Origin of the sequence: Pseudomonas sp., from assembly GCF_017744435.1 — a bacterium.
Classification (GTDB): domain Bacteria; phylum Pseudomonadota; class Gammaproteobacteria; order Pseudomonadales; family Pseudomonadaceae; genus Aquipseudomonas.
In genome coordinates this window covers 35,214-60,795 of record NZ_JAGIBG010000022.1, presented here as the reverse complement: position 1 = coordinate 60,795, position 25,582 = coordinate 35,214, and the positions used below count along the sequence as shown (strand labels likewise).

The 25,582-nt window shown below is 64.9% G+C and carries 20 protein-coding genes and 1 pseudogene; 5 read left to right on the top strand and 16 right to left on the bottom strand.

Going from position 1 to position 25,582, the window contains the following annotated elements; translation table 11 throughout:
• Window positions 1–37: 37 nt before the first annotated feature.
• The 8 genes from fis to J7573_RS16190 all read right to left on the bottom strand — a co-directional run bounded on the left by fis (window position 38) and on the right by J7573_RS16190 (window position 8,219).
• Window positions 38–358: a DNA-binding transcriptional regulator Fis gene (gene fis / locus J7573_RS16225; RefSeq protein WP_008093076.1), complete on the bottom strand. Its 321-nt coding sequence runs from the start codon at window positions 356–358 to the stop codon at window positions 38–40.
• Complete coding sequence (dusB, locus tag J7573_RS16220) at window positions 355–1,368, bottom strand: tRNA dihydrouridine synthase DusB (RefSeq protein WP_294337227.1); 1,014 nt, start codon at window positions 1,366–1,368, stop codon at window positions 355–357. The genes fis and dusB overlap by 4 nt, the downstream gene beginning before the upstream one ends.
• Before the next feature lie 176 nt (window positions 1,369–1,544).
• Window positions 1,545–2,864 carry a DUF3426 domain-containing protein gene (locus J7573_RS16215; protein WP_294337224.1) on the bottom strand — a complete coding sequence of 440 codons (1,320 nt, stop codon included), beginning with the start codon at window positions 2,862–2,864 and terminating at the stop codon, window positions 1,545–1,547.
• Between the two features lie 42 nt (window positions 2,865–2,906).
• Window positions 2,907–3,785 (bottom strand): 50S ribosomal protein L11 methyltransferase, encoded by an 879-nt coding sequence (gene prmA, locus J7573_RS16210; RefSeq protein WP_294337220.1) that lies wholly within the window; start codon window positions 3,783–3,785, stop codon window positions 2,907–2,909.
• Window positions 3,786–4,005: 220 nt separating this feature from the next.
• Window positions 4,006–5,112 (bottom strand): acetoin dehydrogenase dihydrolipoyllysine-residue acetyltransferase subunit, encoded by a 1,107-nt coding sequence (locus tag J7573_RS16205; RefSeq protein WP_294337219.1) that lies wholly within the window; start codon window positions 5,110–5,112, stop codon window positions 4,006–4,008.
• Window positions 5,109–6,131: an alpha-ketoacid dehydrogenase subunit beta gene (locus J7573_RS16200; protein ID WP_294337216.1), complete on the bottom strand. Its 1,023-nt coding sequence runs from the start codon at window positions 6,129–6,131 to the stop codon at window positions 5,109–5,111. The genes J7573_RS16205 and J7573_RS16200 overlap by 4 nt, the downstream gene beginning before the upstream one ends.
• A gap of 32 nt (window positions 6,132–6,163) precedes the next feature.
• Window positions 6,164–7,141, bottom strand: a complete 978-nt coding sequence (locus J7573_RS16195; protein WP_152956928.1) for a thiamine pyrophosphate-dependent dehydrogenase E1 component subunit alpha — start codon at window positions 7,139–7,141, stop codon at window positions 6,164–6,166.
• Window positions 7,142–7,163: 22 nt separating this feature from the next.
• The gene (locus tag J7573_RS16190) at window positions 7,164–8,219 is read right to left on the bottom strand and encodes an NAD(+)/NADH kinase (protein WP_294337212.1); all 1,056 of its coding nucleotides are present in this window, start codon (window positions 8,217–8,219) and stop codon (window positions 7,164–7,166) included.
• 279 nt (window positions 8,220–8,498) lie between these two features.
• Between J7573_RS16190 and J7573_RS16185 the strand changes: the two genes are divergently transcribed.
• Window positions 8,499–10,352: a sigma-54-dependent Fis family transcriptional regulator gene (locus J7573_RS16185; RefSeq protein ID WP_294337210.1), complete on the top strand. Its 1,854-nt coding sequence runs from the start codon at window positions 8,499–8,501 to the stop codon at window positions 10,350–10,352.
• A gap of 214 nt (window positions 10,353–10,566) precedes the next feature.
• Here the strand turns inward: J7573_RS16185 and accC are convergent, their stop codons facing one another.
• The 6 genes from accC to J7573_RS16155 form a co-directional block, all read right to left on the bottom strand.
• Entirely contained in the window at window positions 10,567–11,922 is a 1,356-nt protein-coding gene (gene accC / locus J7573_RS16180; protein ID WP_103445827.1) for an acetyl-CoA carboxylase biotin carboxylase subunit, read from the bottom strand.
• Window positions 11,923–11,939: 17 nt separating this feature from the next.
• Window positions 11,940–12,404 carry an acetyl-CoA carboxylase biotin carboxyl carrier protein gene (gene accB, locus J7573_RS16175; protein WP_110633686.1) on the bottom strand — a complete coding sequence of 155 codons (465 nt, stop codon included), beginning with the start codon at window positions 12,402–12,404 and terminating at the stop codon, window positions 11,940–11,942.
• A 100-nt stretch (window positions 12,405–12,504) separates the two neighbouring features.
• Window positions 12,505–12,957, bottom strand: coding sequence for a type II 3-dehydroquinate dehydratase (gene aroQ / locus J7573_RS16170; RefSeq protein ID WP_008093086.1), 453 nt, complete (start codon window positions 12,955–12,957; stop codon window positions 12,505–12,507).
• A 179-nt stretch (window positions 12,958–13,136) separates the two neighbouring features.
• Window positions 13,137–14,915 (bottom strand): protein-disulfide reductase DsbD, encoded by a 1,779-nt coding sequence (locus J7573_RS16165; protein ID WP_294337191.1) that lies wholly within the window; start codon window positions 14,913–14,915, stop codon window positions 13,137–13,139.
• A gap of 204 nt (window positions 14,916–15,119) precedes the next feature.
• Entirely contained in the window at window positions 15,120–17,081 is a 1,962-nt protein-coding gene (locus tag J7573_RS16160; protein ID WP_294337189.1) for a methyl-accepting chemotaxis protein, read from the bottom strand.
• 105 nt (window positions 17,082–17,186) lie between these two features.
• Window positions 17,187–18,566, bottom strand: coding sequence for a diguanylate cyclase (locus J7573_RS16155; protein ID WP_294337187.1), 1,380 nt, complete (start codon window positions 18,564–18,566; stop codon window positions 17,187–17,189).
• 246 nt (window positions 18,567–18,812) lie between these two features.
• Between J7573_RS16155 and J7573_RS16150 the strand changes: the two genes are divergently transcribed.
• The 4 genes from J7573_RS16150 to speA all read left to right on the top strand — a co-directional run bounded on the left by J7573_RS16150 (window position 18,813) and on the right by speA (window position 23,109).
• Window positions 18,813–19,880: a DUF2333 family protein gene (locus tag J7573_RS16150; protein WP_294337186.1), complete on the top strand. Its 1,068-nt coding sequence runs from the start codon at window positions 18,813–18,815 to the stop codon at window positions 19,878–19,880.
• 2 nt (window positions 19,881–19,882) lie between these two features.
• Complete coding sequence (locus tag J7573_RS16145) at window positions 19,883–20,416, top strand: NUDIX hydrolase (protein WP_294337184.1); 534 nt, start codon at window positions 19,883–19,885, stop codon at window positions 20,414–20,416.
• Window positions 20,417–20,671: 255 nt separating this feature from the next.
• Window positions 20,672–21,043, top strand: coding sequence for a translation initiation factor Sui1 (locus J7573_RS16140; RefSeq protein ID WP_027920822.1), 372 nt, complete (start codon window positions 20,672–20,674; stop codon window positions 21,041–21,043).
• Between the two features lie 152 nt (window positions 21,044–21,195).
• A complete protein-coding gene (speA, locus tag J7573_RS16135) occupies window positions 21,196–23,109 on the top strand; it encodes an arginine decarboxylase (protein ID WP_103445819.1) in 1,914 nt (637 codons plus the stop codon).
• Window positions 23,110–23,121: 12 nt separating this feature from the next.
• Here speA and bla read toward each other — a convergent pair.
• Window positions 23,122–23,880, bottom strand: a pseudogene (gene bla, locus J7573_RS16130) (class A beta-lactamase); the annotation flags it as partial.
• Between the two features lie 259 nt (window positions 23,881–24,139).
• Window positions 24,140–25,477: an MATE family efflux transporter gene (locus J7573_RS16125; protein ID WP_294337177.1), complete on the bottom strand. Its 1,338-nt coding sequence runs from the start codon at window positions 25,475–25,477 to the stop codon at window positions 24,140–24,142.
• Window positions 25,478–25,582: the final 105 nt, after the last annotated feature.

The window sequence follows — 25,582 nt, the reverse complement described above, 5'->3', positions numbered from 1 at the left end:
CTTCGCAGAGGCCGCCTTTTCTGATTGGGATTCTGGCTTACAGCAAGTCGTACTGCTTGAGCTTCTTGCGCAGGGTGCCACGGTTGAGTCCGAGCATCTCGCTGGCCTTGGTCTGGTTGCCCTTCACGTAGTTCATCACGCTTTCGAGCAGGGGCGCCTCGACTTCGGAGAGCACCAGGTTGTACACGTCGGTGACGGTCGCGCCTTCCAGGTGTGCGAAGTAGTTGTGCAGCGCCTTCTCGACGCTGTCACGAAGGGTCTGACCCTCTTCGCTTGGCGTGTTGAGGTGCTGTTTGAGGTTGGCGTTGTCGCTCACGGGCGTTGTTCCACTCACTAATGTCTCGGTCATCATCGTCATGCGGCCACCCCTTGTCCGTCCTCTGTCTCAAGGCTCTGTCGACGTTCGCTGAAATACGCGCGAACGTTGGCGCACTGCGCTTGTGTGTCTTCCAAAGCGTTGAACCGGGAGCGGAACTCCTTGCCGCCGGGTCGTGTTGCCAGATACCAGCCCACGTGCTTGCGGGCGATACGCACGCCCATCACATCGCCATAGAAGGCATGCAGCGCGGCCAGGTGTTCCAGCAGGATGCGTTCCACTTCGTCCAACTGCGGGGCCGGCAAATGCTGGCCAGTCCCCAAAAAATGTTCGATCTCGCGAAAGATCCATGGCCGCCCCTGGGCAGCCCGGCCAATCAGCAAGCCGTCGACCCCGGTGGCATCCAGCACCGCCCGGGCCTTTTCTGGCGAGGTGATATCGCCATTGGCGAAAACCGGGATCGACACCGCCTGCTTGATGGCAGCGATGGTGTCGTATTCGGCTTCGCCGGTGTACAGGTCGGCGCGTGTACGGCCATGCACCGCCAGCGCCTGGATACCGGCCTGTTCGGCGATCTTCGCCACGTTCAGGCCGTTCTTGTTCGCCCGGTCCCATCCGGTGCGGATTTTCAGCGTCACCGGTACGTCCACCGCGCCGACCACGGCGTGGAGGATTTCGGTGACCAGAGCTTCATCTCTCAATAAAGCAGAGCCTGCAGCTTTGTTGCAGACTTTTTTTGCCGGGCAGCCCATGTTGATATCGATGATCTGGGCACCTGCCTCGACGTTGGCCCGGGCCGCCGCCGCCATCATCTGCGCATCACCACCGGCGATCTGTACCGAGCGTGGCTCGGGATCACCTTCATGGATGCGGCGCAGGCTGGACTTGCGGCTGTTCCACAGGCTCATGTCGCTGCTGACCATCTCCGACACCACCATGCCGGCGCCCAGGCGCTTGCAAAGTGTACGGAAAGGCTGGTCCGTGACCCCGGCCATGGGCGCGAGGATCAGGTTGTTACGTAGTGTGTATGGGCCGATGCGTACCGCCGACATAGGTGTTCCCTGTTGTGGGGCCGAATCATGGGAGTCCGAAAAAGGGTTGGCATGATACCCGCTCTCGGTGACCGGATAAAGATGGATTTGGATAAATTCTGAACAACTGCGGCCTTATGCCCGAGGGTTTGCGACTGCGTGCTGGCGCCGATAAACCGGCAGCCAGCCTTGGGTCGTCACTCCGGGGAGCGGAAGCTGAGGCTGTAGTTCACGGCCTTGGGGCCTGGGTCGAGAATATCCAGGGCGATGTGGATCGGCGTCTGGCTGGGCATTTCGCCGCGCCCGGCCAATTCACCCGACAGGTACTCGCTGGGCTTGAACCGACGGCTGGCGATCAGTTGGCCGTTGAGGTCGGCGAAACGCAGCTCCAGCAGCGGGAATGGCTGGGCGAACGGTGCGCGGTTGTAGATGATCGCATCGACGATCAGCGCGCCCTTGAAGTCCGGATGGCTGCGCACCACCAGGTTGCTGCTCTTGATCCGGCCGATATCGACGCGGCTCGGCACTTGGCAACCGAGCATCGGGCACAGTTGCTGGAAGATCGGCCGGTATTGGTCCTGGCGGGCCAGTTCGTCGAAGTGGAACCAGACGTACTGGAATGCCAGCAGGCCAGCGGCCAGCAGGGTCAGGAAGCTCCACAGCAGGCGCTTGCCCCAGTTGGGCCGGGGTTTCTCCCAACCCAGCTGCAGCGGGTCGTCGACCACGTCGACCAGCGGCTCCTTGCGTGACAGGCGCTCAGGCTTGGCGGCGAAGCCGGGTTCCAGGCGTTCGCCGGGCAGCGGCTCGAGCGGATCGTCATCGCGGGCTGACAAATGGAGATCAGTGTCGTCGTCATCACGGGCGCTCAGGCCCTTCTCGTGAATGACATCGTCATCGTGTTCGTCGAACCGTTGCGTGGGCTCTGGCTCGGCAGCGTGTTGCGCAGGCGGTTCGTCGTCGAGGTCCAGGTCCAGGTTGCCACCGAGGGTCGGCTCGGTGCGATCACCCGGCTCCGGCTCCAGGGGCTGCTCGTCCAGCAGCACCGGCGCCGGGTCATGGGCCGCGAGCGGTTCATGGCGGTCGTCGGTCGCGGTGCCGAACAGTTCATCATCCTGCTCATCGGCAGCCGGCTCGTCGCGACGGGCTTGCAGGGCGCCGGCCTTGGCGTCCGAGCCCGGCTCGGCAGGTTCGTCACGGCGTTCGAGGCGGGCGAGTTCCTGGTCCAGGTCGAGTTCATCCAAGGCCTGGGCGGTGATGGCCCAGTCCTCTTTCTCGACCGGCGGCGGCTCGCTGGCAACCGGTTCAGGCGCGGCGACCGGTTCGACCGCCACAGGTGGTGGCGCTACGGGGGCAACATCGGCCTTGGCGCGGTTCTGCTCCAGCAACTGCTTGGCCGCATTGAACACCTGCAGGCAGTGACCGCAGCGCACGACGCCGCGAGCCACGCTCAACTGGTGATGGGTGACGCGAAAGCTGGTCTGGCAATGCGGGCACTGGGTGACGAAACTGTCGGTCATGCGGCAATCCGGGAGCTGTGCAGAGAACTATTCTAGGCCCGCTTAGCGGCGCCGACCACTGATGCGCACCCAGCCGTCGCGCACGACGATCGGGTCCAGATCGAAGTCGGCAGCGTAGGCGGCAGCCACTTCCTCGCCCTGTTCGGCGAGGATGCCCGACAGGGCCAGCAGCCCACCTGGGCGGACCAGGCCGGACAGCTGCGGTGCCAGCGACACCAGCGGGCCGGCGAGAATGTTGGCGACCAGCACGTCGGCCTGCATGGCCGGCATGTGCTCGGGCAGGTACAGCGCCAGCTTTTCATCGGCGATGCCGTTGCGCTGGGCGTTGTCACGGGAGGCTTCGATGGCCTGCACGTCGATGTCGGTACCGACCGCCTCGCGCGCGCCCAGCAGCAGGGCAGCGATGGCGAGGATGCCCGAGCCGCAGCCGAAGTCCAGCACCTGGGTGCCTTGCAGTGGCTGGCCGTCGAGCCATTCCAGGCACAGTGCGGTGGTCGGGTGGGTGCCGGTGCCGAACGCCAGGCCCGGGTCGAGCAGCAGGTTGACCGCGTCCTGTTCCGGGGCCTCGTGCCAGCTCGGCACGATCCACAGGCGCTGGCCAAAGCGCATCGGCTGGAAACCGTCCATCCAGCTGCGTTCCCAGTCCTGGTCTTCGATCACTTCGGCCTGGTGCTCGGGCAACTCGGCGCCGGTCAGCAGTTGCAGGTGGGCGAATACCGCTTCAGGCTCGGCGTCGGCTTCGAACAGTGCCAGCAGGTGGGTGTGCGACCACAGCGGGGTGGTGTTGAGGTCGGGTTCGAAGATCGGCTGGTCTTCGGCATCCATGAACGTGACCGATACGGCGCCGACTTCGAGCAGGGCGTCTTCGTAGGTTTCGGCTTGTTCCGGGCTGATGGCCAGGCGTACTTGCAGCCAAGGCATGGCGGGCACCTTTGGTAAATCGACAGGGGCAGCCCGAGGCTGCGAGAAGCCTGGCAGTTTACGCGAGTGCGGGGGGTTTGTAGAGCAGGGCCGGTAGACCGCGTTGGCTTCTTCGCGGGTAAACCCGCTCCCACAGGATTGGCGCCGCATTCGAAAGCGGTGCGGTACCTGTGGGAGCGGGTTCACCCGCGAAGAGGCCGGAACAGGCAGTAGAGAATGGTCAGTGCTTGCGCAGGAATTCAAGCAGCCCCTGGTTCACCTGCTCCGCCGCCTCCATCTGCACCATGTGCCCGACCCCAGGTACCACCAGCACCTCGGCCTCGACCCCGTCGGCATGCGCCGCCGGAATGATCGCGTCTTCGGCCCCCCAGATCACCAGCGCCGGGTGCTGCCCCAGCACCCCGCGCAGGTCATGCCGCTGTCGGTCACCGTCGGCCAGCGCCGACCCTAGCTGGCGCAAGGCTTGATCCACACCTTCCAGGCGCTTGAACTTGAGCATGTCCTCAAGCATCTGCCGGGTCACCAGCCCCGGGTCGGCAAACAGCTGCACCATCTGCGGCTTCAGCGCATTGCGGTTGGCGGCAGCGACGAACCCTTGCAGGTACTGGCCATTGATCGCTTCACCCAGCCCGGCACTGGCCACCAGGCTCAGGCTCGCCACCCGCTGCGGTGCCAGGCGCGCCACATTCAGGCTGACCGCACCGCCCATGGAGTGCCCGGCCAGGTGGGCCTTGTCGATGTCCAGATGATCGAGCAGGGTCAGCACGGTCTCGCTCAATTCATCCAGATCACCCTTTGCCAAGGCCTTGGCCGACTCGCCATGCCCCGGCAGGTCCAGGGCGATGACCCACCGCTCGGCCGCCAGTGCCGGGTGGTTGAACAGCCAGTTGTTGAGGTCGCCGCCAAAGCCATGCACCAGCACCAGCGGCGTGCCACCTTCGCCCAGCTCGAACCAGCGCAGCAGGCGCCCGGCCACCTCGGCCTTCTGTGGAGCCGGTCCCTGGGCCTGGTCGGCGCCGCCCTCGGCGATGAACTCGGCCTGGAAGCGCTGCACCACGGCGTCGATTTCCGATTCTTCGGCTTCACCTTCCACCACCACCGCCAGCAGCGCACCGACCGGCAGGGTTTCGTCGGGCCGGGCCACCTGGCGGCGCAGCACGCCGCTGAACGGCGCCTCGACGCTGCTGCTGATCTTGTCGGTCTCGACGTCCAGCACTTCGTCGCCCTTGCTGATTTCATCCCCCTCCTGCTTGAGCCAGGCGTCGACCCGGCCTTCGGTCATCGACAGGCCCCACTTGGGCATGGTCAGGGTATGGATCTGGCTCATGCGGCACTCCTTGCAGCTTCGATGACCTTGCGCACGGCCGCTTCGACCTTCGCGGCGTCAGGGATGTACAGGTCTTCCAGGGCATCGGAGAACGGCACCGGGGTGTGCGGCGCGGTGACCATCTCGATCGGGCCCTTGAGTGCGGCGAAGGCTTTTTGTGCGACCAGTGCACTGATGTCGGTGGCCATCGAGCAGCGCGGGTTGGCTTCGTCGATCACCACCAGGCGGCCGGTCTTCTCCACGCTTTCGAGAATGCTGTCCTCGTCCAGCGGGCTGGTGGTGCGCAGGTCCAGCACTTCGCAGTCGATGCCCTGGCGGGCCAGGTTGTTGGCCGCTTCCAGGGCCACGTGGACCATGCGCCCATAGGTCACCAGGGTCACGTCGTCGCCGTCGCGCAGGAAGTTGGCCTCGCCGAACGGCACGCTATACACCTCTTCCGGTACTTCGCCCTGCATGCTGTAGAGCAGCTTGTGCTCGCAGAAGATCACCGGGTCGTTGTCGCGGATCGCCTGGATCAGCAGGCCCTTGGCGTCGTAGGGCGAGGATGGGCAGACCACCTTCAGGCCGGGGATGTGGGTCCATAGCGAGGTGAGCATCTGTGAGTGCTGGGCCGCGGCGCGCAGGCCGGCGCCGTACATGGTGCGCATCACCAGCGGGGTGACCGCCTTGCCGCCGAACATGTAGCGAAACTTGGCGGCCTGGTTGAGGATCTGGTCCAGGCAGCAGCCGGCGAAGTCGACGAACATCAGCTCGCATACCGGGCGCAGGCCTTGGGTGGCGGCACCGACGGCGGCACCGACGTAGCCGATTTCCGACAGCGGCGCATCGAGCACGCGCCCGGGGAATTGGTGGTACAGGCCCTTGGTCACGCCGAGCACGCCACCCCAGGCGTCATCTTCACCTGGGGCACCGGCGCCACCGGCAACGTCTTCGCCGATGATGAACACGCTGGTGTCGCGGCGCATTTCCTGGGCCAGGGCTTCGTTGATGGCCTGCTGATAGCTGATTTTTCTAGCCATGGTGGTTCTCCTGTTGTTCTTGTTGTCCGGGCTCAGGGGTAGCTGACGTAGACGTCGGTGAGCAGGTCGGCGGGCTGCGGCTTGGGGTCGGCTTTGGCGCGGCGCACGGCGTCTTCGATCAGGTCGTCGACACGGGCGTCGATGGCGTCCAGTTGCGCCGCCTGCAACAGGCCGGCGCGGGTGGTCTTGTTGCGGAACTGCAGCAGGCAGTCGCGGGACTCACGCAGGTTCTTCACCTCGTCGGGGGCGCGGTAGGTCTGTGCGTCGCCTTCGAAGTGGCCGTAGTAGCGGCTGAGCTTGACCTCGATCAACGACGGACCTTGCCCGGCGCGGGCGCGTTCGATGGCGGCACCGGCAGCCTCGTGCACGGCAAAGAAGTCGAAACCGTCGATGGTCACCCCCGGCATGCCGAAGCCGGCGGCGCGGTCGGCGATATGGTCGCAGGCCACCGACCAGGTCGAGGCGGTGGCTTCGGCGTAGCCGTTGTTCTCGGCGACGAAGATGCACGGCAGGTTCATGATCGAGGCCAGGTTCATCGCCTCGAACACCGCGCCTTCGTTGGAGGCGCCGTCGCCGAAGAAGGCCACGGCCACGTTGTCATTGCCCTTGATCTTGGCCGCCAGGGCGGCACCGGCCACCAGGGGTGCACCGGCGCCGACGATGCCGTTGGCACCGAGCATGCCTTTTTCCAGGTCGGCGATATGCATCGAGCCGCCCTTGCCGCCGCACACGCCGGTCTTCTTGCCGTAGATTTCGGCCATCATGCCGTACACATCGACGCCCTTGGCGATGCAGTGACCATGGCCGCGATGGGTCGAAGCGATGCAGTCGCTGTCGCGCAGGTGCGCCATGACACCGGCGGCGGAAGCCTCTTCACCGGCATACAGGTGAACGAAGCCGGGGATCTCGCCCGTGGCGAACTCCACGTGCAGGCGTTCTTCGAAGGCACGGATGGTGCGCATCACTTCATAGGCATGCAGCAATTGCTCTGAGCTGAGGTGAGTGGACATCTTGTTGTTCTCCAGGGTTGTCTCAACACGGGGTTGCAGGGTGCAGCCGATGGCCGCGCGGGACGGCCAGCAGGTGATGACGGGCGGCATGTGCCAGCACGGCCTCGACGTCGACGGTCAATGGGCCTTGCAGGTCGAGGGTGATGGTCGGGGTGTCGTGCTCGGCAAATTCGATCTCGCGCTCGCCATCCAGAGCCAGGGTGCCGGCGGTGAGGCTCAGGCGATGCGCCACACCCGGGCTGAGTGTGCCGCTGGCAGTAATGCCGCAGCCTTGCAGCAGGCCGGGGGCCAGTGGGGCGAGCAGGGCCTGTTCGGCGCCGGGGTTGAGTCGCACCCAGGCGCCGTGGGGTTCATGGCGGGCCACCGGTTGCCACAGCCCGCAGAGTGCGGACAGGCCGATGGCATGGGGCTCGGCGAAGCAGGCGAAGATTTCGCTGAGGTCTTCGCTGCGGCTCAGCGCGCGGGCACCGATGAAGCGTTGCGGTGACACCGCCACCTCGACCAGCGCCCACTCACACAGCTGTTGTTGCGGCACCTTCACCAGCAGTCGCTTGTTGCGGCGCAGACCGATACTGGCCGGTACCCGGCCGCCCGCGAGCAAACCGCCGGCCAGGCCTGCGCTGGTGGCTTCGCGCAGTTCCGGGAAGGCGTTGTTGGTGCCGGTGGACAGGGTGAGCAGGGGCGTATCCCCGGCCTCGGTTGCCACGGCCTTGTGCGTGCCGTCGCCGCCCAGCACGGCGATCATTGCCACGCCTCGCTCAACCATTTGCCGGGTGGCCAGGCGGGTATCGCTGACGGTCTGGGTCAATGGCAGGTCAAGTAACGCCAGGCGCGGCCAGTGCTGGTCCTGCGCCACGGGGCCGAGGCTGGCCTTGAGCACGGCGGCAGCGATACCGGTCATGTCGGTGGGCAGCAGTACCTCGGCCACGCCCGTGGCACCAAAGGCGGCGAGCAGGCGCTGGATGACCGAGGCCTTGTCGGTGCTGGAGTAAAGCCCGGCGTTGCTGGTCAGGCGACGCAGGTCGCGGCCGGAGGCAGGGTTGGCAATGATCCCGATGGTCGGGCCGGGCTGCGGCATGGCACACCTCGTATTCTTGTTTGCCTAGGCTTGAGCAAGGTGGGTGCCAGCTTTCTTAACCTGCCCTGCAAGGGCCGTTGCAGAGGGGTTCGAGCACTATCGGGCCAGGCTACTGCGGTCCTTGCCTGAGACGCTGCGTGCCAGCATCGGCCGGCGCTTGCCGGGAGGCTGAGACGCTGCGTCTCAGGCCCACCGGTAATCACGCAACGCTTGTCGGGACATGCCGGCAGGCGCTTAATGGCCGCACAACGACAAGAACAAACAGGAACCGGAGGCCTCATGCTTGCCGCGAACTCCCGAGCCCATGTCGATTGCGTCAGCCGGGTGCTGAAGAACGCCGACCGCCTGCCTCAGGCGCCGGTGCCGCCGCTGATCCTCGACTCCTGGCGCCGTTCCATGGAGCTGTACCGTCTTGACCCTGGGTCCCAGCAGGGGCCGCGCATCCTTTCCCAAAGCCTGCTCAACGAATGCCGCGAACGCGCCGAACTGTTCCTGCGCATTGCCAGCGATGCGGTGGCGCGCCTGCATACGCGAGTGCGCGGCGCCGACTATTGCGTGCTGCTGACCGATGCCTTGGGGCGCACCATCGATTACCGGGTCGAGTCGGCCATCCGCAACGACTGCCGCAAGGCTGGCTTGTACCTGGGCACCTGCTGGTCCGAGGGCGAGGAGGGCACCTGTGGCGTGGCGGCGGTGCTGACCAGCAAGGCGCCGGTCACGGTGCACAAGCGCGATCACTTTCGCGCCGCCTTCATTGGCCTGACCTGCACGGCGGCGCCGGTGTTCGATCCGCAGGGCGAGCTGCTCGGCGTGGTGGATGTGTCGGCCCTGCAATCCCCGGACGACCGCCGCAGCCAGCACCTGATCCTGCAACTGGTGGAACAGACCGCACGGGAGATCGAGAACGCCTTCTTCATGCACAGCGCCCAGAGCCACTGGGTGATGCGCGCCCATGGCACGCCGGGTTATGTGGAAAGCCAACCCGACTACCTGCTGGCCTGGGATGCCGACGGCCGCCTGCAGGCGATCAACAGCCTGGCCCGCGAGCGTTTGCTGGCGCGGCACGGGCGTTTGCCTGAACACATCGGCGAGCTGTTCGACATGGGCCAGCTGCGCCGCGCCAACGAGGCCTCGGCCCAGCGCCTGCCGGGTTGGGGCGGGTTGTATGGCCGGGTCAGCGCGCCCCAGCGAAGGGGCCGGGCGCAACCTTTGCAGCAAGCGCAGGATGCGCGCATCGAACAACACCTGCGGCTGGCCACAAGGGTCAAGGATTGCAACCTGGCCGTGCTGGTGCAGGGCGAGACCGGTGCCGGCAAGGAAGTCTTCGCGCGCCAGCTGCACCAGCAGAGCCAGCGCCATGACGGGCCATTCGTCACGCTGAACTGTGCGGCCATTCCCGAGAGCCTGATCGAGAGTGAACTGTTCGGCTATGTCGCCGGGGCGTTTACCGGCGCGTCGAGCAAAGGCATGCAGGGTCTGCTGCAGCAGGCCGATGGCGGCACCTTGTTCCTCGACGAGATTGGCGACATGCCGCTGCCTCTGCAGACCCGGCTGCTGCGAGTGCTGGCTGAAGGCGAGGTGGCGCCACTGGGGGCTGCACGACGGGAGCGCGTGGACATCCAGGTGATCTGCGCGACTCACCGCGACCTGGCGGCGATGGTGAGTGAAGGGCGTTTCCGTGAGGACCTGTATTTCCGCCTGGCCAATGCCCGGTTCGAGTTGCCGCCGCTCAGGGAGCGGGAGGACCGATTGAGCCTGATTCATCAGTTGCTGGCTGAGGAGGCTGCGGCTTGCGGGGTTGAGGTGATGCTGGCCGACGATGCGCTGCAGGCGCTGCTGGTGTACCGCTGGCCGGGGAATTTGCGCCAGCTGCGGCAGGTGCTGCGATATGCCTGTGCGGTCAGCGAAGGTGGCCAGGTGTGCCTGGAGAATCTGCCCCAAGAGGTGCGGGGTGATGCCGTGCCTACGGCTGATTCCGGGGTGTCGAGCCCGGCTCGGCAGTTGCTGCTCGATGCGCTGATCCGTCATCGCTGGAAGCCGGCGGAGGCGGCGCGGGCCTTGGGCATTTCGCGGGCGACCTTGTATCGGCGGGTGCATGAGCACCGGATCGAGATGCCGCGGATGAAGGGGTAGGGACTGGAGCTGCGCTTTTTGTGGGAGCGGCCTTGCGTCGCGAAAGGGCCGCAAAGCGGCCCCGGCGATACTGCCGGCGGAGCTAAGATCTTGGGGCCGCTGCGCGCCCCTTTCGCGACACAAGGCCGCTCCCACAGCGACCGCGCAAGCCTTCTGTCAGGCAATAAAAAACCCCGGAACACGTCCGGGGTTTCGGTGCATCACGCTAACGCGATCACTCCTGGTTGGCCAGTTTGTGCTCGAGGTAGTGGATGTTCACGCCGCCTTTGCAGAAACCTTCATCACGCACCAGGTCGCGGTGCAGCGGGATGTTGGTCTTGATGCCGTCGACGACGATCTCGTCCAGGGCATTGCGCATGCGCGCCATGGCTTCGTCGCGGTCCTTGCCGTAGGTGATCAGCTTGCCGATCAGCGAGTCGTAGTTCGGCGGAACCGAGTAGCCGCTGTACAGGTGCGAATCGACGCGCACGCCGTTGCCGCCCGGGGCGTGGAAGTGCTTGACCTTGCCTGGGCTCGGAATGAACTTCTTCGGGTCTTCGGCGTTGATCCGGCACTCCAGCGAGTGGCCACGGATGACCACGTCTTCCTGACGGAACGACAGCTTGTTGCCAGCGGCGATGCTCAGCATCTCCTTGACGATGTCGATACCGGTGACCATCTCCGACACCGGGTGCTCAACCTGCACACGGGTGTTCATCTCGATGAAGTAGAAACGGCCGTTCTCGTACAGGAACTCGAAGGTACCGGCACCGCGGTAGCCGATCTCGATGCACGCATCGACGCAACGCTTGTAGACTTCCTGACGCGCCTTCTCGTCGATACCCGGGGCCGGGGCTTCTTCCAGCACCTTCTGGTGACGGCGCTGCAGCGAGCAGTCGCGGTCACCCAGGTGGATGGCGTTGCCCTGGCCGTCGGACAGCACCTGAACTTCCACGTGACGTGGGTTGGTCAGGAACTTCTCCAGGTAGACCATCGGGTTGCCGAAGGCAGCACCGGCTTCGGTACGGGTGAGCTTGGCCGAGGAAATCAGGTCCTCTTCCTTGTGCACCACGCGCATGCCGCGACCACCACCGCCACCGGCGGCCTTGATGATCACCGGGTAGCCGACGTCACGGGCGATCGCCAGGGCGACCTCTTCGTCTTCCGGCAGCGGGCCATCGGAGCCCGGTACGGTAGGTACGCCCGACTTGATCATCGCGTCCTTGGCCGAAACCTTGTCGCCCATCAGGCGAATGGTGTCGGCTTTCGGGCCGATGAAGGCGAAACCGGACTTTTCCACCTGCTCGGCGAAATCGGCGTTTTCCGCGAGGAAGCCGTAACCCGGGTGGATCGCGGTGGCGCCAGTGACTTCGGCGGCAGCGATGATCGCCGGGATGTGCAGGTAGGAATCCTTGGACGATGCAGGGCCGATGCAGACCGACTCGTCTGCCAGGCCCAGGTGCATCAGTTCACGGTCGGCCGTGGAGTGCACGGCGACGGTCTTGATGCCCAGCTCTTTGCAGGCACGCAGGATCCGCAGGGCAATTTCCCCACGGTTGGCGATCAGGACTTTTTCGAGCTTCCCAGACATCGTTGGCTCTCCGCGATTCAAACGATGGTGAACAGCGGCTGGTCGAACTCAACCGGCTGGCCGTCTTCCACCAGGATGGCGTCGATGACACCGCCAACATCGGCTTCGATGTGGTTCATCATCTTCATGGCTTCGACGATGCACAGGGTGTCGCCTTTCTTCACGCTCTGGCCAACTTCAGCGAAGTTCGGCGAGGTCGGCGAAGGCTTGCGGTAGAAGGTACCGACCATCGGCGAACGGATCACGGTGCCTTTCAGGGCTGGAGCGGCGGCAGCGGCTTCGGCGGCTGGCGCAGCGGCAGCGGCAACCGGAGCAGCGGCAGGCGCGGCAGCCATTGGCGCAGGTGCGTAGAACTGCTGGGCAGCCGGGGTCTTGCTGTGGCGGCTGATACGGACCGACTCTTCGCCTTCCTTGATCTCCAGCTCGTCGATGCCAGACTCTTCCAGCAGCTCGATCAGTTTCTTGACTTTACGGATATCCATTAATCATCAACTCCCAAAGGTTCGGTCAGGGGGCGAAATTTAAAAACGTATCTGAACGTTTCTCTCTAACCCCGGCCCACTGAGGCCAGGGTTTTCGTTATCAGGGCTGTGCGTTGGCAGCCAGTTGTTCCAGTGCAGACTCCAGGGCCAGGCGATAACCGCTGGCGCCCAGGCCGCAGATCACTCCTACGGCAACATCGGAAAAGTAGGAGTGGTGACGGAACGGTTCGCGTTTGTGCACGTTGGACAGGTGCACTTCGATGAATGGGATGCTCACCGCGAGCAATGCGTCACGTAATGCGACGCTTGTGTGGGTGAAAGCAGCCGGATTGATCAGGATGAAGTCCACACCCTCGTTGCGTGCGGCATGAATACGATCGATGAGTTCGTACTCGGCATTGCTCTGCAGGTACTGCAAATGGTGGCCAGCGGCGCGGGCGCGCTGCTCCAGGTCCTGGTTGATCTGGGCCAGGGTCACGGCGCCGTAGTGGCCCGGTTCGCGAGTCCCGAGCAGGTTCAGGTTGGGGCCGTGAAGCACCAGTAGGGTTGCCATCTGCGGATTCCTTGGATTTGTAGGGCAATTCAACACAGCGCGGCGAGTGTGCCGCAAAGCGACGGCAAGTGTCCAGTTCCCGGCAATAGCCAGCACGTTGCCCGAGGTTCGCGCGAAGTATGTGACCAAATAATTAAATCTGGTCACTCATTGGGAGAAATTTCCCGGCACGCGGGAAGTTATAGACCGAGTTTGCCGCGCACGCGCGCCAGAATCTGCGCAAATTCCCCGGCGTTTATCTCGCCAATCACCCGATCGGTGGTCATTTCGCTGCCGTTCGCCGCAAAGAACAACAGCGCCGGCGGCCCGAACAGCTGGTAGCGGTCGAGCAGCGTGCGCTGTTCGGCGCTGCTCTGGGTGATATCGAAGCGCAGCAGCTTGAAGGCGCTCAACTGCCCTTGAACCTGCGGTGCATTGAGCACTTCGTGTTCGATCACCTTGCAGCTGATGCACCAGTCGGCGTACCAGTCCAGCAGCACCGGTTGGCCGGCGGCCTTGGCCTCGGCCAGGGCGGCGTCCAGTGCGGCCGGGGTGGTGATGGTTTGCCAGGCATCTGCCTTGGCCACAGCACCGCTGACGGTGGCCACGGCGGGGGGCGGCAGCGGGCGTAGCGGGTCACCTTGGCCGTTGAGCGCGCCATACCAGCAGGCCAGCGCATACACCAGCAGCGCCAGGCCCAACAGTTGTGCCAGGCGCTGGCGTGGCGTCTTGATCACAAACTCCAGGGCGCCGAGGAACAGCGCCACGCCAGCCGCCAGGAAGCCGACCAGCAGCAAGGTCGCCGGCCCCGGCAGCACGCGGCTGAGCAGGCCGATGGCCAGGCCCAGCAGCAATACGCCGATGGCGTTTTTCACGCTGTTCAGCCAAGGGCCGCTCTTCGGCAACCAGGCGGCGCCACCCGTGGCCATCAGCAGCAAGGGGGCGCCCATGCCCAGGCCCAGGGCGAACAGCTTGAGCGCGCCGCCCACGGCATCGCCGCTGGCGCTGATGTACAGCAAGGCGCCCGCCAGCGGCGCTGACACGCAGGGCGAGACCAGCAGGCTGGAGAGCACGCCGAGCACTGCCGCACCGAGCAGCGAGCCGCCTCGGGTGTGGTTGGCGACGTTGTTCAGGCGGTTGCTCAGGGCCTGCGGCAACTTGAGCTCGAACAGGCCGAACATGGCCAGGGCGAACACCACGAAGAACAGCGCGAAAGGCACCAGAACCCAGGCCGACTGCAGGCGCGCCTGCAGGTTCAGGCCGGCGCCGAACAGCCCCATCAGCGCGCCGAGCACGGCAAAGCTGGCGGCCATCGGCAGCACGTAGGCCAGCGACAGGGCCAGGCCACGCAGGCCACCGACCTGGCCACGCAGGACCACGCCAGAGAGGATCGGCAGCATCGGCAGCACGCAAGGGGTGAAGGTCAGGCCGACCCCAGCGAGGAAGAACAGCAGCAGCGACTTCCAGCTCCAGCCCTGTTCGCTGTCTGCAGGCAAGGCGGCGCCTGCGGCGGGCGCTTCGCCGTCGATGCTCAGGCGTTCGGTTTCCGGCGGGTAGCACAGGCCCTTGTCGGCGCAGCCCTGGTAACCCACCAGCAGGGTGAAGGCGCGAGCGTCGGTGCGTGGGATCTCGATATCGAGCACGCCGTGGTACACCTCGACGTCGCCGAAGAACTCGTCGTGCTTGGCTTCGCCCTTGGGGATGTTCGGCGGGCCCAGGGCGATGTCCGCTGGTTCCGTGCGGAAGTGGAAGCGGTGGCGGTACAGGTAGTAGCCGTCGGTGGCGACGAAGCGCAGCTTGAGGGTCTGCGCGTCGGCCTGCACCAGGCTGAGCTTGAAGGCTTCGTGCACCGGCAGGAAGTCGGCGTTGTTGGACAGCGAAGCGGCGCCGAGGGTGGCGCTGGGGCGGTTGTCGAGCAGGCCCGAGGCGAAAGCAGGGCTGGCCAGCAGCAGGAACAGCAGGAAAAACAGGCGGCGCATGGCGGACTCGCGAGGTGGAACGTGCCCGCATGATAGCGGAGTTGGCGGTGGTTGAAAGTGACGGCGACACATGGCGTCAGTTATGTATTGCCTGTTCCGGCCCCTTCGCGGCTAAAGCCGCTCCCACAAGGTCGCACAGTTTTCAAAACCTGTGATATCCCTGTGGGAGCGGCTTTAGCCGCGAAGAGGCCGGCACAGGAGGGCTCAGACCCTGAAGGCCCGCACCGCCTTGCTCAGCTCCCCGCCCAGGCTCAGCAGCTGTTCGCCTTGCTCGCGCCCTTCGCCGATCCGCTGCAGGTTGTCTTCACCCAACTCATGAATCCGCTCACTGTGATCGCGAATCTCACTCACCGCACCACTCTGCTGCGCGGTGACATCGGCAATGCGCACTGCCGTATCGGCAATCGTGCGGATCGCGCTGACAATCTCGTCCAGCGCGCCATCGGCGGCCTGGGCCTGGTTGGCGGTGGCTTCGGCATGTTCCAACTGGGTGCGCATCCCGGCCACCGATTCTCGCGCCGCCTGCTGCAGGCGGTCGATCAGCGCCTGGATCTCGCCGGTAGCCCCGGTGGTGCGCTGCGCCAGTGAGCGCACCTCGTCGGCCACCACGGCGAAGCCACGGCCCATCTCGCCAGCGCGGGCGGCTTCGATGGCGGCATTCAATGCCAGCAGGTTGGTCTGTTCGGCGATGGAGCGAATCACCGTCAGCACCCCGCCGATGGTGGCCGACTCTTCGGCCAGTTGTTCGATCATGCGCGCGTTGCCTTGTACCTCGTCGACCAGTGCCCGCAGCCCCGAGAGGCTCTGGCCAATCACCGCCTGGCCCTGTTCCACCGCGCGGCCGGCGTCGCGGCTGGCATCGGCGGCAGAGCTGGCGTCGCCTGCTACTTGCTGGATGGTCGCTTCCAGCTCGCCCAGCGCATCGCGAATCTGCCCGGTGTCGCCGGCCTGGCGCTCGGCGCCGTCGTGCAGGGCAGCGCTCATGCCGGCCAGGGCGTGGCTGCTGCCGGCAACCTGCTCGGCGTTGTGGCGGATGGTGCCGACCAGCTCCACCAAGTACTGGCGCAGGCGGTTGAGCGACTCCTGGATGTCGTGCAGCTCGCGGTTGGTCTTGCCCAGTGCGATAGGCGCGGCAAAGTCACCTTCGGCCCAGCGCGACAGGGCCGGTGCCAGGCTGGTCAGGGTGCGGGCCAGGCGCCGTTGCAGGGTGTCGATGAGCAGGGCGATCAGCAGGATCAGGCCGATCATCAGCCCCTGGATGATGCGCACTTCACCGGCAATCTTCGCGTGCTGGCCGCGCACTTCCGGCTCCAGGCCGGCAATGGCCTGTTGCACGGCTTCCAGCCGCTGGTTGGTGCTGGCGGCCAGGGCAGTACGGCGTTCGATCTGCTCGCGGGTGCGTTGCAGCTCGGCGGGGTAGCGGTTGAGCAGGCTTTGCAGCTCGCGCTTGAGGCCGACCGCCACGTCTTCCTGTTGCTCGCTGGCCTGGGACTCCAGGCCCATCATGGCGGCGAAGTCGTCGGCGTTGGATTCGGCCGCTCGGGTCACGCCCAGCAGCGGCAGGCCGTCGATGACCTGGGCCTGGGCGCGGATCACTTGCAGTTCGCGCTCGACCTCGTCGGCCAGCTCGGCGCGGCCGCTGCTGACCAGCTTGTCCCGGGCCAGCGACAGCCGGCCCAGGTGCACGGTGGCATCGAGCAATGGCAGCAGGTAGCGGTTGGCTTCGCTGCTGCCGCTGTCGCGGGCATAGCCGGCCAGCTGCTCGAAGTTGGCCCCCAGCTCACGTTCGGCCTGCAGCAGCAGGGCTTGCGGGTCGCCGGCCAGCTTGCCGGCGGCGAGCAGTTCGTTGGTGGTGAAGGCCTGCAGGGTGTCCAGGCTCGGGCGCAGTTTGCCGGCGAGTTCTGGCGGCCAGTCGCTGAGCGAGGCTTCGAGCTGCTTGTTGGCGTCGACGGCAGCAGCGTGGCGCAAGGCGTCGCCACTGCCCAGGTAAGCCTGGATGTTGCGCGCTGTCTGGTTCTGGAACTGCTGCGACAGGCCCAGGTAGCGCTCCATCATCTGATAGGGCCGCTCCAGGGCGCGTTGCGACCACCACAGGGTCGCTCCCAGGGCGATACACACGGTCACCAGCAACAGGGTGTTGAAATTGGTCAGCCACTTCAGGCGCATAGCCGCGAACTTCCTGCGGGGGAGTCGAGAGATAAGCGCCTGAATTTATGGCGAATTTGTTACCAGGTGATGACGATGGTGGCGTTGAGCTATTGCGCTCGGCCGTTACGGCTCGACCCGGACCACGCAGTTACGCCCGGCATGCTTGGCCCGGTACAACGCCTCGTCCGCCGTGCTGGCCATGCTCAGCGCATCCAGCTCATCGTCCAGCTGCACCACCCCGGCACTGAAGGTGCATTGCAGATCCTCCGGCTGCGCCGGGTAGAGAATCTCGGCAAAGCGCCGGCGAATCTCGTCCAGGACCTTGTGCGCGGCTACCAGTGAGGTGTTGGGCATGACGATGGCAAATTCCTCGCCACCATAGCGGCCAATGAAGTCGGTCTTGCGCAGGCGTTGCTTGAGAAACAGCGCCAGGCTCTTGATCACCCGGTCGCCCATGGGGTGGCCGTGGCGGTCGTTGATCTTCTTGAAGTGGTCGATGTCGAGCATGGCGAAGCTTAGTGGTTGCTGCGCGCGGCGGGCACGGTAGCTGCAGTCTTCGAGCAGTTGCAGGATGTGGGTGTGGTTGTACAGCCCGGTCAGGCTGTCACGGACCATGCGGGCCTTGAGGTGGCGGGCGCGGGCGGCGCGGTTGCGCACGGTGGTGATCAGGTGCCGCGAGCGGATCGGCTTGGTCAGGAAGTCGTCGCCGCCTTCACTCATGGCATCGAGCTGCTTGTCCAGGTCGTCCTCGGCGGACAGGTAGATGATTGGCACGCTGACGTAACGGTCATTGTGGCGGATCACCTTGGCCAGTTCCGGGCCCGAGCACGTCGGCATGTACAGGTCGAGGATGATCAGGTCGGGCTGGAAGTCGGCGAGCTCCGCCATGGCGCGGATCGGGTCGTTCAGGCTGCGGGTCAGCATACCGGCGCTGGCCAGTACGCGTTCGGTATGCAGGGCCTGGGCGCGTGAGTCGTCGATGATCAGCACGCGTAGCGGTTCCTGCTGTGCGTTGCTGGTCATGGCTTCGAGCTTTTCCAGCAGGCTGGAGGCTTCCAGCGTACCGGTCAGAAACGCCTGGCCGCCGGCGCGCACCGCGGCCAGGCGTGTCGGCGTATCGGCTTCGTGCAGGCTGAAGAACAGCAGCGGTATGGGCTGCGCCTGGCCCCGTTGCGCCAGCGCCGCCAACGGCAGGCCAGCACCGGGGCCAGAGAAGTCGACATCCATGACGATGGCGGCCGGAGGTTGCTCGGCCAGCGAAGCCAGAAACGCACTGGCGCAGGGCTGTGGTTGCGCGCTCAGGCCGAAGAACTCCAGCTGCTGGGCGAGGCGCTCGGCGCGCTCATGGTCGTGCAGCAGCAGGTAGACCGGCTTGCGCGCAGGTGGCAGCTCCAGCTGGTCGGGCTGGTCGCCGTGGCGCAGGCGCGTACGCGACAGGCGCTGCAACAGCTGTTCGAGCTCCTGCGAGAGGCGCTCCTGGCTCGGCTCCGCGGCTTGGGTCATGTCCTGGCTACTTGTTAGTGGGCTATGCAGGTTCGATGATGGCTGTATGCTAGCACCACTTTTTCCACCCGTATGTGTGCCGCCTCAACAAAGGCTCGCGAACGAATATTCAGTTACTGACTCATTGGTCGCTTATGCGTACGGCGGTGTCTGCTTTATAGTGCTGCGACGCGGGCTTGCCGTGGCACCCTGGCGCTGGCCTGTGGTCCAAGCCCTGAACCGTCGTGACTGATTAAGGACAAAGCCATGCTGGACTGGAAAAACCGCGAGGCCAAAGCCGAGCCCCGCGAGCGTGTCGATGGCCGCCGCGCCGCTGCCCGCAGCTATTTTGGCGGGCTCTGGAGCCGTGCCCTGGGGACCCTGATCGGGCTGTACCTGCTGGTGTGCCTGGGCCTGGGCTGGTACTGGAGCGAAGAGCCGGCGCTGTTCCCGGTGCAGCAGAATGCCCAGGCAGCCGCCGAGCGCAACGGCCAGCAGATGGTGGTGGGCTACACCACCATCGAGACCCTCAAGACCGTGGCCGGCACCCTGCTGAACAAGCCGGGTGGCTATATTTCCAATGACCGTTTCCCGCCCGGGCTGTGGCTGGACAACATGCCGAGCTGGGAATACGGCGTGCTGGTACAGGTGCGTGACCTGTCCCGGGCCCTGCGCAAGGACTTCGCCCGTTCGCAGTCGCAGTCCACCGAGGATGCCGATCTGGCCAAGGCCGAGCCGCGCTTCAACTTCGACAACAAGAGCTGGATCCTGCCATCGAGCGAGTCGGAGTTCGAAGAGGGCATCAAGTCGCTGAGCCGCTACCAGGCGCGCCTGGCCGCTGGCGACAAGGGCGCCGCCTTCTATACCCGCGCCGACAACCTGAACAACTGGCTGGGTGACGTGGCCACCCGCCTGGGTTCGCTGTCGCAGCGCCTCTCGGCCAGTGTGGGCCGGGTCAAGCTCAACACTACCCTGAAGACCGAATCGGTGATCGCCGGCCAGGCGCCGCAGGTGGATGAAGAGCTGGTTGAAACCCCGTGGCTGCAGATCGACAACGTGTTCTACGAAGCCCGTGGCCAGGCCTGGGCGCTGTCGCACCTGCTGCGCGCCATCGAGGTCGACTTTGCCGACGTGCTGGCGAAGAAGAACGCCACGGTCAGCGTGCGCCAGATCATTCGTGAGCTGGAAGCCTCGCAGGAGCCACTGTGGAGCCCGATGGTGCTCAATGGCAGCGGCTTCGGCATGTGGGCCAACCACTCGCTGGTCATGGCCAACTACATTTCCCGGGCCAACGCCGCGGTCATCGACCTGCGTCAGTTGCTGTCGCAGGGTTGAGCATGGCCATCAGCGCCAACGAGGCCGCCCACCGGGCGGCTTCAGACCGTGAACTGGTCACCTGGGTGGACGACGCCGACCAGGTGCTCGGCGCATTGCCCAGGGCCGAGCTGCGCGAGCGCGGCCTGATCGGCCGCTGCACGTTCATCCTGTTGTTCAACAGTGCCGGCGAGCTGTGCGTGCACCGGCGGGCTTTGAGCAAGGCGCTGTACCCGGGGTATTGGGACGTGGCGGCCGGCGGCATGGTGACGGCAGGGGAGGCGTATGACGACTCGGCTGCCCGCGAGCTGGCCGAGGAGCTGGGCATCGAAGGCGTCGAGCTGTGCTTTCATGAGCGCTTCTATTTCGATATGCCGGACAACCACCTGTGGTGCGCGGTGTATTCGGCGGTGTCCGATGCACCGTTGCGGTTGCAGCCGGAAGAGGTGATCGAGGCGAAATTCATCAGCCTTGAGATGGCCGAGCAGGAAAGCCTGAAAAAGCCGTATTGCCCCGACTCGCTGGCCGCGTTGCAGCGCTACAAGGCCAGCCTGTAATAGAGTTGGGGCCGCTCTGCGGCCCTTTCGCGACACAAGGCCGCTCCCACATTGATCGGTGTAGCAGCCCAAGGTCGCAAATCATTCGCAAAATGGCGCATTCCAGTACTTAGCAACCGCCTGATTTATCGTTACACTGCGCGCCCTTTTCGGGCTGCCGCAGGATCTTGCGGCAGTAGCGCCGCCCCTGCCAGAGTGGGGCTTCGCGGTCGGCTCCCGTCGACCAGTTTTTGTCCTCAGCACAGAGGAACAAAAGTGGCCAAGAAAGCTTCTTCCTTCGCCGCCCTTGGCGGTCTCGTTTACTCCACCGATGCCGGTCGGCATTGCCCCGACTGTGGTCAGCCGGTGGACGCCTGCACCTGCAAGCAGCAAGTCATCCCCGAAGGTGACGGCATCGCCCGTGTGCGTCGTGAAAGCAAAGGCCGTGGCGGCAAGACCGTGACTACCGTCACCGGCGTGCCGCTGCCGCTCGACCAGCTCAAGGAGCTGGCCACCACCCTCAAGCGCCGTTGCGGTACCGGCGGTGCGCTGAAGGATGGGGTCATCGAGATCCAGGGCGACCATGTCGAACTGCTGATCGCCGAGCTGATCAAACAGGGCTTCAAGGCGAAAAAGTCCGGCGGCTGATGCGCCCCCGCGATTTTTTGCCCAACGCTTTCTAAACTCGTTCCCGTGACCAGGGTCTATCCCAGGGCACGGACGAATCGTCATTTTCGGCTTTTACACTGCGCCCGCCTCCTTGCGGGGCAGTGACTTCGACTTATCTATAGGGGACTTGAATGTCCGTACGACGCACACGCAAAGACGATGGTAGCCAGTGGACCGTGGCTGACAGCCGCAGTGTTTATGGCATCCGCCATTGGGGCGCTGGTTATTTCGCCATCAATGAAGCCGGGCGCGTCGAAGTGCGCCCCAACGGCCCCGGCAGCGCGCCGATCGACCTGTTCGAGCAGGTCGACGAGCTGCGTCAGAGTGGCCTGTCGCTGCCGCTGCTGGTGCGCTTCCCCGACATCCTGCAGGACCGCGTACGCCAGCTGACCGGCGCTTTCGATGCCAACATCGCGCGCCTGGAATACCAGAGCCAGTACACCGCGCTGTACCCGATCAAGGTCAACCAGCAGGAAGCGGTGGTGGAAAACATCATCGCCACGCAGAACGTCTCGATCGGCCTGGAAGCCGGTTCCAAGCCCGAGCTGCTGGCCGTGCTGGCGCTGGCGCCGAAAGGCGGCACCATCGTCTGCAACGGCTACAAGGATCGCGAGTTCATCCGCCTGGCTTTGATGGGCCAGAAGCTCGGCCACAACGTGTTCATCGTCATCGAGAAAGAGTCGGAAGTGGCCCTGGTGATCGACGAGGCCGCCGATCTCAAGGTCAAGCCACAGGTCGGCCTGCGCGTGCGCCTGTCGTCGCTGGCATCGAGCAAGTGGGCCGACACCGGGGGTGAGAAGTCCAAGTTCGGTTTGTCCGCCGCCCAGCTGATCTCGGTGGTGCAGCGCTTCCGCGATGCCGGCCTGGACCAGGGCATCCGCCTGCTGCACTTCCACATGGGCTCGCAGATCGCCAACCTGGCCGACTACCAGCACGGTTTCAAGGAAGCCATCCGCTACTACGGCGAGCTGCGTGCGCTGGGCCTGCCGGTCGACCATATCGACGTCGGCGGTGGCCTGGGTGTGGACTACGACGGTACCCACTCGCGTAACGCCAGCTCGATCAACTACGACATGGACGACTACGCTGGCGTGGTGGTGGGCATGCTCAAGGAGTTCTGCGACGCGCAGGGCCTGCCGCACCCGCACATCTTCTCCGAGAGCGGCCGTTCGCTGACCGCGCACCACGCGATGCTGGTGATCCAGGTGACCGACGTCGAGAAGCACAATGACGACGTGCCGACCATCGAGAACAAGGAAGCCCTGCCGGAAACCGTGCAATGGCTGGTCGACCTGCTGGGCCCGACCGACATCGAGATGGTCACCGAAACCTACTGGCGCGCCACCCATTACATGGGCGACGTGGCGGCGCAGTACGCCGATGGCAAGATCAGCCTGGCCGAGAAAGCCCTGGCCGAGCAGTGCTACTTCGCCGTGTGCCGCCGCCTGCACAACTCGCTGAAAGCCCGCCAGCGCTCGCACCGCCAGGTGCTGGACGAGCTCAACGACAAGCTGGCCGACAAGTACATCTGCAATTTCTCGGTGTTCCAGAGCCTGCCGGACACCTGGGCCATCGGCCAGGTACTGCCGATCATCCCGCTGCACCGCCTGGACGAAGAACCGATGCGTCGTGCGGTGCTGCAGGACCTGACCTGCGACTCCGACGGCAAGATCAACCAGTACGTCGACGAGCAGAGCATCGAGACCAGCATGCCGGTGCATGCGGTCAACGAAGGCGAGGACTACCTGCTGGGTGTGTTCCTGGTCGGCGCCTACCAGGAAATCCTCGGCGACATGCACAATCTGTTCGGTGACACCGACTCGGTGAACATCTACCAGAATGCCGATGGCAGCGTGTACCACGCCGGTATCGAGACCCACGACACCATCGAAGACATGCTGCGTTACGTGCACCTGTCGCCGGAGGAGTTGATGACTCATTACCGCGACAAGGTGGCCAGCGCCAAGATCAGCGCACGTGAGCGGACTCAGTTCCTCGATGCGCTGCGCCTTGGCCTGACCCGCTCCTCGTACTTGTCTTCGTGACCTGTAGCCGGGCTATGGTGCGACAGCCTTGACCATGGCCCGGCCGATTTCGGCGATAGCAGCGTTGCGCTGCTCCATGGAAGCGCTGGTTTCGGTGAGATAAATGGCGGCGACAATGGGTGCCCGTTGGGGTGGCCACATCACCGCCACGACGCCTCGCGTGCCAAAGCCCCCGCTTCCGGTTCTGTCGGCGATGCGCCAGTCGCCAGGGATGCCGGCCCGCAGCAGCGGGCCGCCTACCTCATTGCTCATCAGCCACTCCGTCAGCTGCTTTCTCGGCTCATCCTTAAGCGCAGAGCCCAGTAGCAGCGACCTCATTGTGCCTGCCATCGCCTTCGGTGTAGTCGTGTCACGCAGGTCGCCAGGTTGTCCCTCGTTCAAGCTCGGCTCATTGCGGTCCGATCGCGTGGTCTGATCACCGATTTCCTGCAGGAAAGCGTTCACGGCTGCGGGGCCGCCCAATACCTCCAGCACACCATTAACAGCCGCATTGTCACTGGTTTTCAAAGTGAAAGCGCACAGGTCGGAGGCTGCTACCTGCTTACCGACCAGGTTCTGTGTCACGGGGGAGTGAGGCAGGATGCTTTCCTGTTGAACCTGCCAAGCCTTTTTCATCTTCACCTGGCCCTGGTGCAGCAAGGCCGAACACACCAGCAGCTTCACTGTGCTCGCCATCGGGAAGCGCTCGTCGGCCCGGTGCTCCCACCCCAGACCTGTGCCGGTGTCATGGATCGCATAGCCGACCCGCGCATCCAGCGCGTTCTCCAAACGAAGTGCCGCTTCCTGGATGGGGTCGTCCGCCGCAAATGCGCAGGATGACATCGCCACGATGGCAGCTGCTGCAGCTCCGCTGATCCATTGCCTGATTCCACTGAGTTGCATTGGCCTTTCCCTGCTTAATGGAAGAGGCTGTGAAACTAAATGGGTCAGTGCTTCTTTGTAAGTAAGATGCGGAGTTTAAACCTGTAGGGAAAATCCCTTTTGATCATGGGGGCATTCACCATCATGACTGCTCACGGGGGACTGAGGATCACTCGATCCATTTGCCTTGCCGGTACATACGCAGGCCTGTCGCCCCCAGCGTCAGTGCCCGTAGAGCCATGAAACCGAGAAATGCCAGCCACAGTCCGTGGTTGCCAAGTTCAGTCGACAGCCAGCCGAGCGGTAGTGCGATCATGACCGACAACAGCATCGCGTTACGCATTTCCCGTGCCCGGGTCGCGCCGATGAACAACCCGTCGAGCAGGTAACTCCACACCGCAATCAACGGCAGCAGCGCCAGATATGGCAGGAACGGATAAGCCGCCGCCCGCACGCTATCGATGTTGGTCTGCAGGTCGATGAACAGGTGCCCGCCCAGCAGGAACACCCCGGCAAACCCCAGGCTGGTGATCAGCGACCAACCGCAGGCCACCACCAGTGACCGGCGCAAGGTATCCCGGTCCCGCGCACCAATGGCATGCCCGCACAACGCCTCCACGGCATGCGCCAGGCCATCGAGGGCGTAGGCGGTAAGCAGCAGCCCGTTGAGCAGCAGGGCATTGGCCGCCACCGTGGCTTCACCCAACCGTGCGCCCTGCACGGTGATCAGCAGGAACACCAACTGCAGCGCCAGGCTGCGCAGGAAGATGTCGCGGTTTACCGCCAGCAGTGGCCGCCAGGCCTGCCAACGCTTGAGCGCAGCCCAGACGATCTGCCCGGGGTAGGCGCGCAGGGCCGGGCGGGTCAGGGCCAGGCCGAGCAGGGCGGCGCTCCATTCGGCGATCACCGAGGCCCTTGCCGAACCCAGCACGCCCCAGTTCAGGCCCAATACGAACCACAGGTTGAGGGCGATGTTCAGCAGGTTGGTGGTCAGCAGAATCGCCAACGGCGCGCGCGCGTTCTGTGTGCCGAGGAACCAGCCGACCAGCGCATAGCTGGCCAGCGCCGCTGGCAGGCCGAGCAGGCGGGTATGGAAGAAGTCTTCAGTGGACTGCTGCAACGCCTCGCTCGGTTGCATGGCGTGCAGGGCCAACTGGCTGAAGGGCAGGGCAAGCAGGCCAATGAGCAGGGCGAAGGCCACGGCCAGCAGCAGGCCCTGCACCAGCACCTGGCGCAGGGCCGCACCGTCGGCACGTCCGGCTGCCTGGGCGGCGAAGCCGGTGGAGCCCATGCGCAGGAAGCCCATCAGGCCAACCATGAAGGTGAACAGCGTCGCGCCTACGGCCACAGCGCCGAGCTGGTGGGCGTGGGGCAGGTGGCCGATCACGGTGCTGTCGACCAGCGCCACCAGCGGCACCGAGATGTTGGAGAGGATCATGGGCGCTGCCAGGGCCCAGACCTTGCGATGGGTGGGGTGGTGCTGCCAGTCGGCGGACAGTTGCGACATTGCGATTCCTGAGGCTGCGGGGCGCGAAGCGGCCCCCGTATTCGGCTGGACACAGTGTACCGGCCAGGCAACCAATCCGCGCGAACAGGGTCTCACTTGCCGCAT

Coding starts and splice junctions, on each gene's coding strand:
- J7573_RS16160 (WP_294337189.1), bottom strand. CDS start 17,081: ATGCGCCTGAAGTGGCTGACCAATTTCAACACCCTGTTGCTGGTGACC.
- J7573_RS16150 (WP_294337186.1), top strand. CDS start 18,813: ATGCTGGACTGGAAAAACCGCGAGGCCAAAGCCGAGCCCCGCGAGCGT.
- accB (WP_110633686.1), bottom strand. CDS start 12,404: ATGGATATCCGTAAAGTCAAGAAACTGATCGAGCTGCTGGAAGAGTCT.
- prmA (WP_294337220.1), bottom strand. CDS start 3,785: ATGCCTTGGCTGCAAGTACGCCTGGCCATCAGCCCGGAACAAGCCGAA.
- fis (WP_008093076.1), bottom strand. CDS start 358: ATGACGATGATGACCGAGACATTAGTGAGTGGAACAACGCCCGTGAGC.
- J7573_RS16195 (WP_152956928.1), bottom strand. CDS start 7,141: ATGTCCACTCACCTCAGCTCAGAGCAATTGCTGCATGCCTATGAAGTG.
- dusB (WP_294337227.1), bottom strand. CDS start 1,368: ATGTCGGCGGTACGCATCGGCCCATACACACTACGTAACAACCTGATC.
- J7573_RS16200 (WP_294337216.1), bottom strand. CDS start 6,131: ATGGCTAGAAAAATCAGCTATCAGCAGGCCATCAACGAAGCCCTGGCC.
- aroQ (WP_008093086.1), bottom strand. CDS start 12,957: ATGGCAACCCTACTGGTGCTTCACGGCCCCAACCTGAACCTGCTCGGG.
- J7573_RS16215 (WP_294337224.1), bottom strand. CDS start 2,864: ATGACCGACAGTTTCGTCACCCAGTGCCCGCATTGCCAGACCAGCTTT.
- J7573_RS16145 (WP_294337184.1), top strand. CDS start 19,883: ATGGCCATCAGCGCCAACGAGGCCGCCCACCGGGCGGCTTCAGACCGT.
- J7573_RS16185 (WP_294337210.1), top strand. CDS start 8,499: ATGCTTGCCGCGAACTCCCGAGCCCATGTCGATTGCGTCAGCCGGGTG.
- J7573_RS16165 (WP_294337191.1), bottom strand. CDS start 14,915: ATGCGCCGCCTGTTTTTCCTGCTGTTCCTGCTGCTGGCCAGCCCTGCT.
- J7573_RS16155 (WP_294337187.1), bottom strand. CDS start 18,566: ATGACCCAAGCCGCGGAGCCGAGCCAGGAGCGCCTCTCGCAGGAGCTC.
- J7573_RS16190 (WP_294337212.1), bottom strand. CDS start 8,219: ATGCCGCAGCCCGGCCCGACCATCGGGATCATTGCCAACCCTGCCTCC.
- J7573_RS16205 (WP_294337219.1), bottom strand. CDS start 5,112: ATGAGCCAGATCCATACCCTGACCATGCCCAAGTGGGGCCTGTCGATG.
- accC (WP_103445827.1), bottom strand. CDS start 11,922: ATGTCTGGGAAGCTCGAAAAAGTCCTGATCGCCAACCGTGGGGAAATT.
- J7573_RS16125 (WP_294337177.1), bottom strand. CDS start 25,477: ATGTCGCAACTGTCCGCCGACTGGCAGCACCACCCCACCCATCGCAAG.
- speA (WP_103445819.1), top strand. CDS start 21,196: ATGTCCGTACGACGCACACGCAAAGACGATGGTAGCCAGTGGACCGTG.